The sequence below is a fragment of the Tunturiibacter gelidiferens genome, from assembly GCF_013410115.1.
In the GTDB taxonomy this organism is placed as follows: domain Bacteria; phylum Acidobacteriota; class Terriglobia; order Terriglobales; family Acidobacteriaceae; genus Edaphobacter; species Edaphobacter gelidiferens.
On sequence record NZ_JACCCV010000002.1, the window covers coordinates 1,312,964 to 1,328,967 of the forward strand.

The window sequence follows — 16,004 nt, forward strand, 5'->3', positions numbered from 1 at the left end:
CCACGTTTTACTCGGTGCGTTTGGTGTTATCGAGCAGAAAGAAGATGGGAAGGGCTACGACTGTATTAATTGCAGCGCGGAAGAACTCGTGGCTCCAATAGATGTGGAAGTTTGTGAGTCCAAGGAGACGGCGGTTGATGAGGAAGAGCAGGAAGCTATTGATAAGAAAGAAGCCGAAGTTGATAAGAATGCGGGTCGTAAGGTTTTCCACGTCAACCTGGATGCCAATGCTGGCCGCGATGTACCCGATGACCGACTTCGCCATGCCGTTGACCCCGATGGGCTGAGCGGTGAGGGCGTCCTGAAGAAGCCCAATGGCTGCTCCAGTAAGGGTTCCTGCGACAGGATTGCGACGCGAGACAGCGAAGAAGATGGTGACGATCAGAGGGAGATCGAGGATGGCAAGTCGCGGAAACGGCCTGGGGAGCAGCGCCTGCAGAAGGATCGCCCCCAACGGAACGAGCAACGCGACGGCAGAAGGAAAGCTGTGCTGCTCTAGCTCTCGACGGGATGTAAAGCTGCGGGTGGCCATGGTGTAGTTAGCGGACTGCTACGGCTGCGGGTTTGGGGACTGGGCCGGGGGCTGAGCCGAGTCCGGTTGAGGCTGAGGTTTCCGAGGCTTTGGCTGCACCGGCTTCTGCGTGGCTGGCTGAGTCGTTGCGTCCGGAGTCGTTTGAGGCACAACCGGATTGGCCGCCTCAGGAGCGCCAGGCTTGAGACTGGCCGCCGATGGAGTTGCTCCTGGCGAATAGCGGTCTGAGTGAATAGTCGGAAGCGGCTTCGGCACGACATTGAGCGGAGGAGTAGTGGCGGCGGGTGTCGTCGCGGCTCCGGTCTTGGCGGCATCGTCTCCCTCATGAATGCTCGGCAGGCGATCAGCCACTATCTGAGCGGCCGACCGGGCAGCAGCCTCGGCAGTCTGCTGATCTGCGAGCTGTTTGGCAGCGGCCTGAGTCTCGGCAGTCACAACACCTGCAGCCAGATCCTTCTGGGCGGCCACGGGGAGCGTGATCTGGGTGCCAGTGATCACCAGAACTTCCTCAAGCTGATTCAGATTGGCTGCGGGTCGAAGCTGGATGAGCGTGTAAGGCTGGTGATCCGGGTCGACCTTGATCGACTCGATCGTGCCGACGGGAAGCCCGCGCGGATAAACCTGGTCGCCGCCGGAGCTGAGCACCTGCTCGCCGGGCTTAATGCGATCGTCCGGAGTCAGATTATTGATAAGAATCTGGCCGGTGGTGCTACCCCGAAGAATGGCACGAATCCGGGTGGTAGCAAGCAGCACGCCCGCCCCCGAGGTCTGGTCGTTGATCAGCAGCACCTGCGACGTGTGCGGGAAGACATCCCGGATCTTCCCGACGATGCCGTCCGGAGTAATAACCGCCTGGTCCGCCTTCAGGCCATCCTTCGCGCCTTTATCTATATAGACCACGCGAGAGAGATCATTGCCGCTCGTCCCAATCACCTGCGCCGCGACAGTGGTGGAGACGTAGTGTTGCTGGAAGTCGAGCATGGCCTGCAGCCGATGCCCCTGCATGGCGTCTTCGGCGAAAGAAGCCTGCTCCAGCCGGAGCCGTGCGATCTGCTCCTGAAGGTCGTGGTTCTGTTGGCGGGTGTTGCGCAGGTCGACATAGTCGGACCATCCATAGCGAACAGTGTGGCCGATTCCGTGGAAGAATCGCTCAAACGGAGTAACGATGGAGACGGCCCAATAGCGGATAAGCGTAACCCTGTTGCTGTCGGGCGCACCCGATTCGACCGGCCGGCGAACCTGCACCGCAAGACCGATCGTCTGGGCCAGCAGGATCGCCACCAGCACCAGAACGTTTTTAAACCGTGTGAAGAAAGATTCCATGCGCTAACACCGATTATCCGCGAAGTCACGCGCGGGCGGAGGTGGCGTGCTGGATGCGGAGGCCAACTTTTCTTTCTTACCTGCCGAACGATTTCCCCACTACACCGTACTCGCGTAAGACCTTGACTCCGATTTGCGAGATGGTCCATACCACGTTCGGCGCATGCTGCCCGGCGCTACTTCGGCTGAAAGAGCAGCGGAGCAAACTGGCTCAGATTATCCCGCCAGACCATCCACGTGTGGTAGCCAGGTGTTTCGATCTGCTTCACCTGCATGTTCTTGCTCTTGAGAAACTCAACGAATCTTCGGTTCGGCTCGATCAGTGAATCCTCTGTTCCGCACGCCACCCAAAGCAGGCGAAGATCGGCGGCCTTGGGGTTGAGCGATGCCAAATTGCCCTCGTAGTTCAAGTTGTGAACGGCCGAGCTGAACCCTCCGACCCAGGCAAACTTATCGGTGTGCGAGAGTCCGATCTCCAGGCTTTCAAGGCCGCCCATGGAGAGTCCGGTGATGGCGCGGTCGTTGCGATCCTTCGAGACGTGGTAATCGGCCTCAACACGCGGAAGGACCTCGGTGAGCAAAGCCTTGGCAAACAGGTCGGTGTTCCGGTCGATGGCGGCAGGATCTTCCCAGACATGAAACTGGTGAATGAAGGACATATCTCCGTAGCCCAGCGGCATCACCACAACCATCGGCTTGATCTTTCCCTGTGCCAGCAGATTGTCGAGGATCAGATCGACGCGGCCCACCGCCGTCCAGCCCGAGTCAGAATCGCTCCACCCGTGAAGCAGATAGAGGACCGGATACGGCTGCGGAGCCTTCGGGTCATAGCCCGGCGGAGTGTAGACGTAGTAACGACTCTGATTTTGAGGCAGGCCAAGGACAGTGTTCGTCGTGTAGTTGTAGTGGTGCAGGACGCCGTGCGGGACGTTAGCTACCTCCCATAGTTGCGGCGTGTCGCCTGGTACCGTCAGCTCATTCGCGACATCAACCAGGTTGATCGTCGTGTCTGGATTGGCAGGATCGAGCCGGAAATCGCCGTCCGACTCGAAGTGATATCCGTAGATCTCGGGCGGCAAAGACGGCGTCGTCACCGTCCAGATGCCGGCCGCATCCTTCTTCATCGGCAGCTTCTTCGGCAATCCGCCGACCACGAGTTCAACCGTGGTCGCCGCGGCATCTTTGTAGGAGAAGGTCACCGTCCGGTCAGAATGAACCTCGATCGAAAAGAAGGGTTTGATGGCTTGAGCCGAAAGGAAAAGTGGTGCGGTGACGGAGGATAGCAGGGCCAGACCTCGAGCGAATCTGCGAGCAGTCCGCAGTTTGGTGAATCTCATACGAGTCAGTTTAGACGACGTTTGCAGATTCGGGCACTATAACAGCGCATAATAAGGAGAATGGCCTTTCGCTCCGGTTTCGTCTCCATCATCGGTCGCCCCAACGCGGGGAAATCAACCTTGCTCAATGCGCTGCTCGGACAGAAGCTCGCTATCGTCACGCACAAACCGCAGACGACGCGCACCCGCATCCACGGTGTGCTCGAAGTTCCGTTGAAAAAGAAGGCTAAAGGCGAACCCGGGCATCCCGCCGCGCAGGTGGTTCTGGTCGACACACCGGGCATCCATAAGCCGGACACGCAGCTCGACAAACGGATGATGCAGGAGGTCCACGACGCGCTGGAGTCGCGCGACGCCGTGCTCTTCATCGTCGACGTGACCCACCGTCTGCCAAAGACTCCCGGTGCAGGCGACAGCGGCAAGACGACAGGGCGAATGGGCATGTCTGCCGCCGAAGACGACTTCGCGCTCTCGTTGATCAAAAAGCTGGAATGCCCCGTGATCTTGGTTCTCAACAAGATGGACGCGATTCCAAAGAAGGACCTGCTCCCGCTGATAGCGCACTGGTCCACGCTGCACTCCTTCGCCGACGTGATTCCAATCTCCGCCCGCAAGAAGGAAGGCCTCGATCTGCTTCTCGAAAAGATCGTTGGCCAGCTCAAAGAAGGCCAGCGCTACTTCCCAAAGCATCAACTGACCGACCAGCCGGAGCGCTTCCTCGTCGCCGAACTCATCCGCGAAAAAATCCTGATGCTGACTGGCGAAGAAGTCCCTTACGCCACTGCGGTAGTGATCGAGAAGTTCGAAGAGCCCGCCTCTATGAAGAAGATGAAGGACGGCAAGCTGCCGGTGACCAAAATCTCCGCCGCCATCTTTTGCGAGCGAACGGGCCAGAAGGCAATCCTCATCGGCAAGCAGGGCGAGATGTTGAAGCGCATCGGCACCGCAGCCCGCAAAGACATCGAATCACTCCTCGGCACACGCGTCTTTCTCGAGCTCTTCGTCAAGGTTCAGGAGGAGTGGCGCTCCAGCCGCGGCTTCGTCGAAGACCTCGACTGGCGCCGCCAGTTGGAGTTGATTGCGGAAAAACAGCAAACGGAAGAGTGATATGGGAACCAGACGGCCAGCGCTACCCAAGGTATCTGAGGAGATGCGGCGGCGGTCGATTCTGTTGATAGAAGAGGTTCGACGGTGGCCTGAGACAAGAACAGGCCGCATGTTTGGAATGATCAGCATCTATCGGGGCGATACGATCTTTGCCTTGCTTCCCGGCACAAGAGGGTTGGAGTTGCCGAACGCAATCGCAACGAAACTGAATGAACCTGGACAGACTGAAGGCGAAAAGTGGCAAAGCTTCGCGATTGAAGACGATGGCGAACTTTCAGCAGCTCTGAAACACCTTGAAGAAGCGTATGGCAAAGCGAAAAAGTGACTATTCCTTGACGCTAACGCCTAGAGCCTTCATCTTGCGGTACAGATGACTGCGTTCAAGGCCAAGCCCTTCGGCAGCGCGGCTGACGTTGCCATGGAACTCGTCTAGTTTTTTCAGGATGTAGTCGCGTTCATAGGCTTCACGAGCCTGCAGCAGGCTGGTGAACTCCTCGCGTCCATTGCCCTTGTTGGAGTCCTTGGCCGAGTCACGATAGACGAGCATGGGCAGATGTTTGCGCTCAATACGCAGCGTCTTCGGGTTGAGGATCAGGACGCGTTCCACCAAATTGCGCAGCTCGCGAACGTTGCCTGGCCAATGGTATTGCTTCAACGCCGCTAGCGCATCTTCGGTCATCTCGACGTGAGGACGACCATACTCGGCGCCAAACTGCTGCAGAAATTCTTTGACGAGCAGAGGAATATCTTCTTTGCGGTCGCGCAGAGGCGGCACAAAAAACGGAATGACGTTGAGACGATAGAACAGATCTTCGCGGAAGTTGCCCCGAGCGATCTCCTCTTCAAGATCCTTATTGGTAGCTGCGATAACCCGCACATCGACGTGCACCGGGTGCGAAGCTCCGACCGGAAGAAAGCGCTGCTCATCCAAAGCGCGCAACACCTTGGCCTGCGTCTTCAGGCTCATGTCGCCGACTTCGTCGAGGAAGAGTGTGCCGCCATCCGCTCTCTCAAACGTTCCGCGCTTCTCGGTTGGGCCGCCCGGCACCGCTCCATGGCGATAGCCGAAGAGTTCGCTCTCGATGTAATCCTCCGGGATCGCGGCGCAGTTGAGTTCAACGAAAGGACGGTCCTTGCGCAGACTCTCCGCGTGCATGGCTCTGCCGACGAGCTCCTTCCCTGCCCCGGACTCCCCGTAGATCAGCACGCGTCCGTTCGTCGGCGCCATCAACTTGATCTGCTGGCGCAGCGCCTTCATCGGGACGGAGTTTCCTGTCACCGTTCCCTTTGTAAGCTGACGCGAGAACTCCTGGTTGTCCTCACGCATCTGGCGAGCCTTCATCGCGTTCTTAAGTACGATGAGCGTGCGGTCGAGCGACAGAGGCTTCTCGAGGAAGTCATAGGCCCCCAGCTTCGTGGCGCGCACAGCCGCTTCGATCGTGCCGTGACCGCTGATGATCACAACCTCAGGCACATTCGTCGACTCCATCTGACGGATCTCGGTCAGAGTATCGAGACCGTCGCGATCGGGCAGCCAGATATCCAGCAGAACAACATCGTAGGCAGCGTCGCGCAGAAGCTCGAGAGCTTCGCCCGCAGTCGCGGCAGTGGTGACGAGATAATCCTCTTCACGAAGGATGCTTTCGAGCGACTCGCGGATCTCAGCTTCGTCGTCAACGATGAGTACGTGGTTCATTGTGGGCCTCTGGGGAGGGTGGAAGCAAAGTCGTCCTCTGCTTTAGTGTTGCTGGGAACTGGAGTCTCAGTGGCAGATTCAACCTCGACCGGCGGCTGATGGCCGTTCTGCGGAATGGCGAAGGCGCTGAGGCCCGCCGGCGCGTCGGAGTCGCTATCAAGCGAAAGGGCTGGGCGCAGCTCGATGATGAACCTGGCCCCTGCTGGTTCGTTCTTCTCCGCACGTATCGTACCCTGGTGCTCCTGAATGATCTTTGCGGCAATCGCGAGACCGAGGCCGGTGCCACGCTGCTTGGTGGAGAAGTAAGGCAGAAAGAGTCGCTCGCGCATGTCGTCAGTAAGACCAGAGCCGCTGTCGGCAATCGCGAGTTCGACCATTCCATTCTCTAAGAGACATGTGCCGATCTGCAGCTCGCGGTAGAGACTCTGCTGCATAGCCTCGGCGGCGTTGTCGATGAGATTGCCGAGAGCGCGTTTGAGAGCCTCAGGGTCCGCCATAATCAACGGCAGGTCGGGGCTCATCTTGCGCACGATGCGAATCGCCTGCATGCGTCCGGCGAACAGCGCCAGCGAGTTCTCCACAATCGTGTTGAGGTCCGCAGGCTTGGGTCGAGCCGTCGGAAACTCAGCGAGCGCGGCAAACTGATCGACAAGCGAACGCATGCTCTCCACCGACGAGGTGATCACCTCCGAGCATCGACGAATGACGGCGATAGAAGGCGGCTCAGGAGCGCTTGCAGGTGTGACCTCGGCGACGGCGCGAGCCAGGCGATCGATGTGGCGGCGAATCTGCTCAGCGCTCAGGCTGATCGGTGTCAGCGGATTTTTAATCTCGTGGGCCACACGCCGCGCCACTTCCTTCCACGCCGATTGCTTCTGCGCACGCAGCAGCTCGGTCGCGTTTTCAAGAACAATCACGTACCCCTGGTGCTCGCGCCGCATCCGTTCCGTCGCCGCTGGCATCTCCAGCAGCGCGACCGTAGCCAGCAGGTTCATCGTCCCGCCGAACCTGTCGCTCGAGGTCTGCGGGAAGCCTGTAATCTCAATCTCGCTCGACGCCGAGCCCATGCGATGGCTGCGTTTAATCAGCCGGTCAAGCACCTCGGAGACCTCAGGCGGAAAGACCTCCTCCATCACCAGCCCATAGAACGGCCTCTGCCCGCCGGGATCCATCATCTCGCTAAGCGCCCGGTTGGCCAGGATGATCCGGCGATCGGTGTCGAGCGTAGCAACTCCATTCGGAATCGTCTCCAGCATCGTCTCAAGCTCGCCGCGCCGCGCCTCAAGCGCGGTGTTGGCCGCACTCAGCTGTACCGTAGACTCCTCCACCGCGCGCCGGCTGCCCTCAAGATCGGCAGCCATATGGTTGAAGCTCCGCACCAGCTCCCCAAGCTCTTCGGTCGCGCTCTCCTGCACGCGGTGGCCGTAATCCCCCTGTGCAATCGCCTCCATCGCATCCGCCAGCGCCTCAACCGGCTTAGTCACCTGTTTCGACAGATGCAGCGCAAGCCAGCACGACGCGAACAGAGCAAGGCTCGTCATCATCAGCAACAGGAGCATATAAAGATCCCTGATCTGACGCCGCTCGCTATAAAGCACCCAGTACGCATCCGCCGCCTTGCGCAGATTGGTCATCGTCGCAGCCATCCCAAACGGCATTGGCAGGCCTACGACAACGGTCTCACCTTGTTTAAGAGTGGTCGCGCCAAGCGCGTAGTCTGTAGTTCCAAGCGAGAACACGGGCTGGTCGATGCGCAGCGCAGCGGCAAGAATCGCAGTATCCGTTGGATCAGTGGGTGCACGAGCCCCCGACTCGTCCGTATCAACCCCAGCCACCTGATCCGGGAGCCAAACCTTAACCTGCGCCGTCGCACCGGCACGCTGCGGCATGTGAAACGAAGCAACGACGCGGCCCTCGCGATAGACGATCGCAAAGCCGTTCTGCAACGTGATCTCGTGCTGTCGCAAAACATCGTGAATTGCCTCGCGATTCCGAGTCGCAGCCGACGGCACGACCGCATGACCAACACCGGGCAGGGGACCGTGGTTCGAGCGGCGGCCGGAGCCATGAACCGAAGCAGCCGCGTGTGCAGCACCGGGCGCTTTGCCCTCGGGAGCAACCACCGGTGCCGCAGGAAGGCTGGCGGCAATCGAATCCGCCTCCGCGCGAGCGTTAGCGGTCGTGTAGTGCGCCAGCTCCAACGCCATGTTATTGCTGTCTTCCCGCATATCCGTCACCGGCTGCGTAAACCAGCGATCGACCGCGCGGTTCATCAGCTGATAGCTGAACGCAAACATTGAGGCAATCGGAACCAGACTCACCAGCACCGCGCCCCACAACATCCGCGTGCGCAGACGCGTACCCATCACGCGGCTGCGCTGGTCGGCATAAAGCTTCAACACGTTGCGGACGAGCAGCAGAAGCACCACGACGAAGAGAAGAAAAGCCACGATCGACAGGCCTGTGAAGATGACCGTCTGTTGCGTGCTGGCGGGCTTCGGCAGCTGTGTGTTAAATGCGTTCAGCGTGGCAAGGGCCACGAAGAGGATGAGCAGGCACGCACCCAGAGCTACGATCCAAATCTTTCGCCGGTTCGTAGTTCCCATGGCTCGCCCTCCTCAATCCCCCAGATTATATGCGGGCGGAGCACGCATCCCTCGCTCAACCCGCACCAGCTACACCAGCTTCGCCACAGCCTGCCACTCGCGCTTCTGCGCCTGGGCCACTGCACCGTAGGTCAGAACGCCGTTGAAGGTATTGACTCCCTCTGCAATGCCCTTGTCTTCACTGATCGCCGCGTTGGCCCCCAGCCGCGCCAGCTTCAGCACGTAGGGAAAAGTCGCGTTCGTCAAGGCAAGCGTCGACGTATTTGGCACTGCAGCAGGCATATTCGTCACGCAGTAATGCACCACGCCGTTGACCTCATACGAAGGATTCGAGTGCGTGGTCGGGTGCGCGGTCTCAATGCAGCCTCCCTGATCGATCGCAACATCGACGATCACCGCGCCCTTCTTCATCTTCGCCACCATCGCCTTCGTCACGATCTTCGGCGCAGCCGCGCCCGGAATCAGAACGCCTCCAATCACAAGGTCCGCCTCTCGAACCGCATGTTCGATGTTGTAGCTGTTCGAAGCAACCGTGTAGATGCGGCCGCCAAAGATGTCGTCAAGCTCGCGTAGACGATTCAGGTTCAAATCAATCAACGTCACCTTCGCGCCCATGCCCAACGCAATCTTCGCAGCGTTCGTGCCCACAATGCCGCCGCCGATGATGCAAACATTTCCCGGAGGCACACCCGGAACGCCGCCCAGAAGAACTCCGCGTCCGCCATGCTCCTTCTCAAGATAAGCTGCGCCAACCTGGACGCTCATGCGACCGGCGACCTCGCTCATCGGGGTCAGCAACGGCAGGGCTCCCGTGCGATCGCGAACGGTCTCATAAGCGATGCCTGTGACCTTCGAGGTAAGCAGCGAATCGGTCAGGTCGTTCAACGGAGCGAGGTGGAGATACGTGAACAGAACCAGGCCCTCGCGAAAGTGCTTGTACTCCTTCTCAACCGGCTCCTTCACCTTGACGACCATCTCGGCCAACCGCCAAACGTCATACGCTGAGCCGACGATCTCCGCGCCCGCCTCCTGGTACTCGTCGTCCGGCATGGCAGACAGCGCCCCGGCATCATGCTCCACCAGAACCTTGTGTCCCGCTTCAACCAGTGCTTTGACGCCAGCCGGGGTTACCCCTACGCGGCTCTCGTGATCCTTAACTTCCTTAGGCACACCAATAATCATTCGTCTGTCTCCACATCGCTGAAGCTTATTTCGATTGTATCTATTTGCACCAGAACGATGTCGCGGCAGGATGAGAAAGCCATCCTCAAGCACAGTCCCATAACCGAACCGGGGCGATAACACCATGAGGAAACAGGACAGGAAAAAGTAGCAATCGGGTCAACTTCGATTAGATTGGGCAGATGCCACGAACCGCAGGCGATTTGGATCAGACAAAGCAAGACCGCCGCCTGCTGCTGGTGCTGCTGATCGTCCCTGTACTGGTGTCGCTGGCCGCGGTGTGGACCCTCGATCAGGCGAGGGCAGACAGGTCGCTCTTTTCCCTCACCAATCTGGTGGGACCAACTACGCGCAGCCTGCTCAACGGCGGTGGTATTACGGTCTGCACCGAGGAGATGGGGACTCGCGGCAATCCCATCTGCTTCCATGCAGCGCGCATGCCGGCCACCGCGATCACGGTCGCCTCGGGCATTCGGCTCTTTGGCGACCGCTACGTTCCCGTCGCCTGTTTCAAGACGATCCTCCTGTTGTTGCCGGTCGAGTTCGCCATCTATCTGGCATGGTGCTGCCTGCCGCGGCCGTTCGGTCGCAGGCTGATGGTAATCCTTCTACTTCTTATTCCGTTCTTCATTCCGGCGTTTCTGGCCGACGTGACCAATCTGCAGGTAGACGAAGGGTTCTCCTACAGTTTTCTGGCGATGGCCGCGGCGATGCTGTTCCTCGACTGGCCTGGTCTGCGCGGCGTTCGAGGAGCCGTGCTGTTCGCAGCAGCGCTCGATGGACTTTACCTCTCGAAGAGCGGGATGCTGGTCGCCGTGTTGGTGCTGCTGGTGGGTTTCCTGGCTTTGGAGCGTCAAACCAAGCTGCGATGGCTCGCCGTGCTGCTGGTTGCGGCAGCGCCTTTGGGGTGGGCGCTCCATCAGCACCACGCGAGCGGACGATTCAGCGTGGGAACCAGCTTCGACGGCATCAATCTCCATAAAGGCAACAACGCCGGCTTTCTTCAGAATTACCCACCCACGCATGGCGACTCCCTCGACTGGTACGACTTCGAGTTGAATCGCGGAATGAGCTTCCCCGACGAGTGGAGCTTCAACGACTATCACCTGCGGGCGGCGCTCCAGTATCTGCAAACTCATCCTCGAGAGACGCTGTCAGGAGATCGGCGCAAGCTGAGGATCCTCTTCTTCTCGGTCGAGAAGTACGGCTCAACCGCAATCTTTGGCGCCCGGCAACTGATCGAAATCGCCGGGATGCTGCTCTTCCGGCTGATGTTCTGGATCGCGACTGTCAGCGCAATCGTTCTGCTGCTCCGGCGTCGCTTCGAAGACGATCGCTCGTTGCGCGTGGCCGCCGCTACATTTCTAGCCCTGGTAGTAGCCTCCACACTTCCCTACCTCGCCGGCTTCGCCTACACCCGCCACGTCAGCATACTCATCTATCCCTCGGCGCTCTTCTGCTGTCGGCTGCTGTGTGAACCAGAACGGGACTAACACAGAAGAGGCATGCTTACTGGTTAGGTTAGGTGCTGAAATACAGCTTGCTAAAGGAATACACTAGTGTGAGTCTCTTTTTAGGATCGATCGCAAACACCTATGTCTTCGAATAGTTTTCAGATGCGTTACTCCCGCATTCACAATATGCGGTCTCTTTTCAGCCTCTTCTCCAGCGACCTTGCTATCGACCTCGGCACGGCGAACACGCTCGTCTTCGCTCACGGCAAAGGCATCATCGTCAACGAGCCCTCCATCATCGCGGTGAACAAGATCACCAACGAGGTTGAGGCCGTCGGCAAAGAGGCCAAAGAGATGCTCGGCCGCACGCCGGGAAATATCGTCGCCATCAAGCCGATGAAAGACGGCGTCATCGCCGACTTCCGCCACACCGAAAAGATGCTGAACTACTTCATCCAGAAGGCGCACAACCGGAAGATGATGGTTCACCCGCGTATCGTGATCGGCGTCCCCTCCGAGATCACTCAGGTAGAAAAACGAGCTGTCATGGACTCGGCTTATCGAGCCAAAGCCTCCGAGGTTCACCTGGTCGAACAGGCCATGGTCGCCGCGATTGGCGCGGGTTTGCCCATCACCGAGCCGGGCGGCAACATGGTCGTCGACATCGGCGGCGGCACCACTGACATCGCGGTAATTTCGCTCGCAGGCATCGTCTACTCACGTTCGGTCCGCATGGCTGGCAACCAGATGGATGAGGCCGTGATGACCTACCTCAAGCGGAAGTACAACCTGCTCATCGGCGAACGCACCGCAGAACAGATCAAGATCTCCCTCGGCTCGGCCTACCCGCTCGACAAACCCATCTCGATGGAGGTCAAGGGCCGCAACCTCATCGAGGGTGTGCCGAAGACCATCACCATCGAAGACTCCGAGATCCGCGAAGCCCTCAGCGAGTGCATCGCAACCATCATTAACGCCATCCGCGTAGCCCTCGAGCGAACCCCGCCCGAACTCTCCGCCGATATCTCCGACCGCGGCATCGTACTCACCGGCGGCGGCGCCCTCATCAAGAACCTCGACAAGCGCATCCGCGAGGAGACAGGGCTTCCCGTCTCGATCGCCGACGACCCCCTGGCATCTGTCGTGCTCGGAACAGGAAAGATGCTCTCCGACTTCAAACTGCTCCGAAAGATCTCAATCGACTAAACAAGACACTGATGCGATGGTTCCACTCTGGTTACAGGGAAGGTCTCGGACTCAATCCGGGACCTTTCTGTTGTAGAAGCTGTCCTGCCGGACGGGCCTCCTGCGCGGAGCGCGGGCGTTCGCACGCCTTTTTAGAGCTTCGCGTGGTCCTCCCGTTGGTCGGAATCAATCTTCCCTCGCGACCAACGGGAGCGCCAACCGAAGGGGTATACAAGTCACGAAGTGACCGCCCCACGCGTAGTGGGCCCGTCCGGCAGGAGAGCCAAAATAAAGTTGAAAAACGTGGCGTGTTTTTAGCCCCTCGAAATATGGCTGCTAAAACACCATCCCAGCCACACAAACCACCACAATCACACCATCAAAACACCACGCTAAAACGCGCTATTTTCGCAAAATCCCTTTATTTTTCGCATATTCACCACGTCAGAAAAAAACATAACCACACTGCAATTTTTTTAGGAAAGGTCAGGAGGATTCGTAAGACTCACACGAATCCGATCGATCCGCCGGTCCGTACTGGCAAGCACCTCCAGCCGAAGCCCATCTTCTTCCACCACCTCGCCGGGCAGAGGAATATGCCCCGCAATCTCCGACACCAAGCCCCCAAGTGTCGTAGATTCATAGTGTTCTGGAAGCCGTAGAGCCGTAGGATCGTCCCGCGTATCGCGAAGATCCTTCAAATCCTCCGCCTCTTCCCTCTCACCCCCATCCAGCTCAACCCGTTCTTCTTCCGCATCATGCGGTTCTCCATCCTCAGCGGGTCGCGTAGCGCGATGATTCGGCTCAAATTGATCGGCGAAGAGGTCGCGCAGACGAGAAAGCTCGAACGAACCAGAGACGACGTAAGCGCCGTTGGTTTCGCGGATAGGTTCGTCGTCTGCTTCAGGTTCGTCGTGCTCGTCGGCGATGTTGCCTACGATCGCCTCAAGCAAATCCTCAATGGTGACAAGGCCTGCGACGCTGCCGTACTCGTCGATGACCATGCGCATGTGCTGCTTTTCGCGCTGCATCTCGCGAAGGAGTTCGGCTACCTTTTTGGTCTCGGGTACGAAGGCGGCGGGGCGTTGAATCTGGGCTACGGTGCGGGTGTTGGCCTCAGTGTCAAGGACCTTGAGGAGATCGTGGGCGAAGGCGATGCCGGTGACGTGGTCGAGCGAACCGTTGTAGACGGGGACACGAGAGAACGCGTGCTCGTTGATCTCGGCGGTGAACTCCTGCAGGGTAAGAGTGCCGGGAACGGAGAAGATCTCAGGGCGTGGGGTCATGACCTCGAGGACGATTTTGTCGCCGAACTCCACGGCAGAGCGGACGAGTTCGCGGTCTGACTCTTCGAGGATCCCCTCTTCTTCGCCGGCTTCGAGCAGAGCGTCCATGGCTTCGGAGGGATGGTCCTCTTCGGTGGTGTCTTCGGGTTCGGCGAGGGCTGCAATGGAGAGGAGGAGGCCGAGGAGGAGAGTGACGGGAAGGATGAGGTAGAAGAGGGTCTGAAGAAGGGGCGTGATGCGCGCGATCCAGAGGCCGCGGGTGCGGGAGAAGAGGAGCTGGGGGAGGAGGCGGTCGAAGATGAGGATCAGGAGAATGAGTTCGAAGACGGCACGGAGAACTTCGCTGAGGCTTGGGGTACGCGCGAGGGTCGGGACCAGAGTGGTGTGGGTGTAGAGGCGTAGGCCAGAGAGCAAGGCCAAAGCTGCCAAGGAGAGCTGGCGAAGGACTGAAGCTGAAAGGGCGATCGACTCCCGACCGAGGCGGAGACGGGGTTCGACGACTCGCTCCCACGAGTCGATATTGTCCTGATACTCGCGAGCAAGGAACTTGCCCATCTCGGAGTAGATGCGGTCAACGTAGGCAGCCAACGCAAGGATAGCGAGGAGGAGAATGAGGGCGAGGGTATAGGCGTAGCCGGGAGTCACTTTGCGCCTCGCTTAGGTTTGATCTTTGCGCTTTTGAGTTCTTTGGTGCTTCCCGCGGAATGCGGGGGGCTCTCCACTGCTGCGGCATAGAGCGCCGCCTTGGGTCGAGATGACGATTTTTTCGTGAGGGTTGAAGATTTTTTTGTTGATCGGACGGACGGGGTTTTTAAACGCGACGCGCTCTTTTTGGTTGCGGGTGGCAGTAATTTTCGCGGGTGCGCGGTAGTTCGCGCGATGAGAGTGTTGGAGAGTTTAAGTTTGCTGCGGAGAGTGGTTTCGCGGGCTGCCATCTCTCCGTCGTCGGTTTCGTGGTCGAGACCTGAGAGATGGAGGAGACCGTGTAAGAGAAGGATCTGTACTTCGTCGCGCAGGGAGTGGCCGTAGATGGCGGCCTGACGGGCTGCGATTTCGAGGGATATCGCGAGGTCTCCGGCGTGGGTGTCGGAGATTTCTGCAGGGGCGGGAAAGCTGAGTACGTCGGTGGGCTTGTTTTTGCCCCGGAAGGATCTGTTGAGGCGGCGAAGGGTGAGGTCGTCCGCGAGCAGGACCTCGACCTGACCGGTAACGCCGACGGCGAGGCGGGCACGGTTGAGAAAGCTCGTCAGGCCGGGGCGTGAGAGGTTTTCTTTGATGCTAGAGGGTAATTCGATGGTGATCATTGAAGAGACTTCGGAGTGGACGCTGCGATGGGTGTTTGGCTGGGTTGCGTCTGATTTGGTTTATAGACGCGAACGTAGTCGATGACCATCTGCTGGGGGAAGGTGGTGGTGTGGTCGGGATTGCCGGGCCAGTCGCCGCCGGTGGCCAGATTCAAGATGATGAAGAAAGGATGATCAAAGACCCAATGGGTGCCGGGCGGCAGGTCGGCGGGAGTGCGGTGGGTGATGAGGTGATCGTCGACAAAGAATTTTATGTCGTTCGGAGTCCACTCAACGGAGTAGAGATGAAAGGCAGTGTTGACGGCCTCGCCTGCCGGGAGGGTGAACTTTGCGGTGATGGGATGCGCGCCGCTGTATCCGGGGCCATGGAGGGTGCTGTGGACTTCGGTGGGGTTGCCGATGTTCTCCATGATGTCGATCTCGCCGGATTTGGGCCAGGGGTCGGAGTCGATGTTGCTGCCAAGGAGCCAGAAGGCGGGCCAGATGCCTTTGCCGGTGGGAAGCTTCATGCGGGCTTCGAAGCGTCCGTAGGGCTGGGAGAAGAGACCCTTGGTGAGGATGCGGGCGGAGGTGTAAGGCTGGGTAATGCCGTCGGGACCGGTGTGGGTTTCCTTGAGGGCGGTGATGATGAGGTGGCCGTCCTGCAGGTGGGCGTTGACGGGACGGTTGGTGTAGGACTCTAGCTCGTGGTTGCCGTAGCCGCTGCCGCCGATGTCGAATTTCCATTTGGCGGGATCGGGGGAGGAGCCGCTTGGGCCGTTGAACTCGTCGCTCCAAGTGAGGATCCAGTCCGATGGGTTTGGAGCTTCGGCTCTGAGAACGGTCGAGAGTCCAGCTGTGAGAGAGAGCGCGAGGCAGGCGCGTGAGAGTGTGCGCAAGTAGCCGAGGCGGCGGAGCGCGGGGATGGAGCGAGTACTTGGAGGTTCGGTGGTGGTCATCGCTTGGAAGCAGGTGGTGCCAAATGTCACAGGGGGCTCGATTGCGCCCCCTGT

13 protein-coding genes are annotated in these 16,004 nt (G+C 59.2%); 4 read left to right on the top strand and 9 right to left on the bottom strand.

Annotated elements, in window-relative coordinates; translation table 11 throughout:
* Positions 1-7 precede the first annotated feature (7 nt).
* The 3 genes from mreD to HDF12_RS17545 form a co-directional block, all read right to left on the bottom strand.
* Positions 8-532 (bottom strand): rod shape-determining protein MreD, encoded by a 525-nt coding sequence (gene mreD / locus HDF12_RS17535; protein WP_179585442.1) that lies wholly within the window; start codon positions 530-532, stop codon positions 8-10.
* 18 nt (positions 533-550) lie between these two features.
* On the bottom strand, positions 551-1,855 hold the full coding sequence (mreC, locus tag HDF12_RS17540) for a rod shape-determining protein MreC (RefSeq protein ID WP_179585444.1): 1,305 nt from the start codon (positions 1,853-1,855) through the stop codon (positions 551-553).
* 176 nt (positions 1,856-2,031) lie between these two features.
* On the bottom strand, positions 2,032-3,192 hold the full coding sequence (locus HDF12_RS17545) for an alpha/beta hydrolase (RefSeq protein ID WP_179585446.1): 1,161 nt from the start codon (positions 3,190-3,192) through the stop codon (positions 2,032-2,034).
* A gap of 60 nt (positions 3,193-3,252) precedes the next feature.
* Between HDF12_RS17545 and era the strand changes: the two genes are divergently transcribed.
* On the top strand, positions 3,253-4,299 hold the full coding sequence (era, locus tag HDF12_RS17550; RefSeq protein ID WP_179585448.1) for a GTPase Era: 1,047 nt from the start codon (positions 3,253-3,255) through the stop codon (positions 4,297-4,299).
* A 118-nt stretch (positions 4,300-4,417) separates the two neighbouring features.
* Complete coding sequence (locus HDF12_RS17555; protein WP_179585450.1) at positions 4,418-4,624, top strand: hypothetical protein; 207 nt, start codon at positions 4,418-4,420, stop codon at positions 4,622-4,624.
* Here the strand turns inward: HDF12_RS17555 and HDF12_RS17560 are convergent, their stop codons facing one another.
* The 3 genes from HDF12_RS17560 to ald form a co-directional block, all read right to left on the bottom strand.
* Positions 4,625-5,995, bottom strand: a complete 1,371-nt coding sequence (locus HDF12_RS17560) for a sigma-54-dependent transcriptional regulator (protein ID WP_179585451.1) — start codon at positions 5,993-5,995, stop codon at positions 4,625-4,627.
* Positions 5,992-8,601 (bottom strand): sensor histidine kinase, encoded by a 2,610-nt coding sequence (locus HDF12_RS17565; protein WP_179585453.1) that lies wholly within the window; start codon positions 8,599-8,601, stop codon positions 5,992-5,994. Before HDF12_RS17565 ends, HDF12_RS17560 begins: the two co-directional genes overlap by 4 nt.
* A 69-nt stretch (positions 8,602-8,670) precedes the next feature.
* The gene (ald, locus tag HDF12_RS17570) at positions 8,671-9,783 is read right to left on the bottom strand and encodes an alanine dehydrogenase (RefSeq protein WP_179585455.1); all 1,113 of its coding nucleotides are present in this window, start codon (positions 9,781-9,783) and stop codon (positions 8,671-8,673) included.
* A 182-nt stretch (positions 9,784-9,965) separates the two neighbouring features.
* Between ald and HDF12_RS17575 the strand changes: the two genes are divergently transcribed.
* Both HDF12_RS17575 and HDF12_RS17580 read left to right on the top strand, forming a co-directional pair.
* Positions 9,966-11,276: a hypothetical protein gene (locus tag HDF12_RS17575; RefSeq protein WP_179585457.1), complete on the top strand. Its 1,311-nt coding sequence runs from the start codon at positions 9,966-9,968 to the stop codon at positions 11,274-11,276.
* Between the two features lie 102 nt (positions 11,277-11,378).
* The gene (locus HDF12_RS17580; RefSeq protein ID WP_281376834.1) at positions 11,379-12,443 is read left to right on the top strand and encodes a rod shape-determining protein; all 1,065 of its coding nucleotides are present in this window, start codon (positions 11,379-11,381) and stop codon (positions 12,441-12,443) included.
* Positions 12,444-12,898: 455 nt separating this feature from the next.
* Here HDF12_RS17580 and HDF12_RS17585 read toward each other — a convergent pair whose 3' ends face one another.
* From HDF12_RS17585 to HDF12_RS17595, 3 genes are read right to left on the bottom strand one after another with little or no spacing between them, the layout of a single operon-like run.
* Positions 12,899-14,353: a hemolysin family protein gene (locus HDF12_RS17585; RefSeq protein ID WP_179585459.1), complete on the bottom strand. Its 1,455-nt coding sequence runs from the start codon at positions 14,351-14,353 to the stop codon at positions 12,899-12,901.
* Positions 14,350-15,012 (bottom strand): rRNA maturation RNase YbeY, encoded by a 663-nt coding sequence (gene ybeY / locus HDF12_RS17590; protein ID WP_179585461.1) that lies wholly within the window; start codon positions 15,010-15,012, stop codon positions 14,350-14,352. Before ybeY ends, HDF12_RS17585 begins: the two co-directional genes overlap by 4 nt.
* Positions 15,009-15,980 carry a glycoside hydrolase family 16 protein gene (locus HDF12_RS17595; RefSeq protein WP_373563955.1) on the bottom strand — a complete coding sequence of 324 codons (972 nt, stop codon included), beginning with the start codon at positions 15,978-15,980 and terminating at the stop codon, positions 15,009-15,011. The genes ybeY and HDF12_RS17595 overlap by 4 nt, the downstream gene beginning before the upstream one ends.
* Positions 15,981-16,004: the final 24 nt, after the last annotated feature.

Bases quoted from the DNA above. Each gene is read 5' to 3' on its own strand.
- ald (WP_179585455.1), bottom strand. From the start codon at position 9,783: ATGATTATTGGTGTGCCTAAGGAAGTTAAGGATCACGAGAGCCGCGTA.
- HDF12_RS17560 (WP_179585451.1), bottom strand. From the start codon at position 5,995: ATGAACCACGTACTCATCGTTGACGACGAAGCTGAGATCCGCGAGTCG.
- HDF12_RS17580 (WP_281376834.1), top strand. From the start codon at position 11,379: ATGTCTTCGAATAGTTTTCAGATGCGTTACTCCCGCATTCACAATATG.
- mreD (WP_179585442.1), bottom strand. From the start codon at position 532: ATGGCCACCCGCAGCTTTACATCCCGTCGAGAGCTAGAGCAGCACAGC.
- HDF12_RS17545 (WP_179585446.1), bottom strand. From the start codon at position 3,192: ATGAGATTCACCAAACTGCGGACTGCTCGCAGATTCGCTCGAGGTCTG.
- era (WP_179585448.1), top strand. From the start codon at position 3,253: ATGGCCTTTCGCTCCGGTTTCGTCTCCATCATCGGTCGCCCCAACGCG.
- HDF12_RS17575 (WP_179585457.1), top strand. From the start codon at position 9,966: ATGCCACGAACCGCAGGCGATTTGGATCAGACAAAGCAAGACCGCCGC.
- mreC (WP_179585444.1), bottom strand. From the start codon at position 1,855: ATGGAATCTTTCTTCACACGGTTTAAAAACGTTCTGGTGCTGGTGGCG.
- HDF12_RS17555 (WP_179585450.1), top strand. From the start codon at position 4,418: ATGATCAGCATCTATCGGGGCGATACGATCTTTGCCTTGCTTCCCGGC.
- HDF12_RS17565 (WP_179585453.1), bottom strand. From the start codon at position 8,601: ATGGGAACTACGAACCGGCGAAAGATTTGGATCGTAGCTCTGGGTGCG.
- ybeY (WP_179585461.1), bottom strand. From the start codon at position 15,012: ATGATCACCATCGAATTACCCTCTAGCATCAAAGAAAACCTCTCACGC.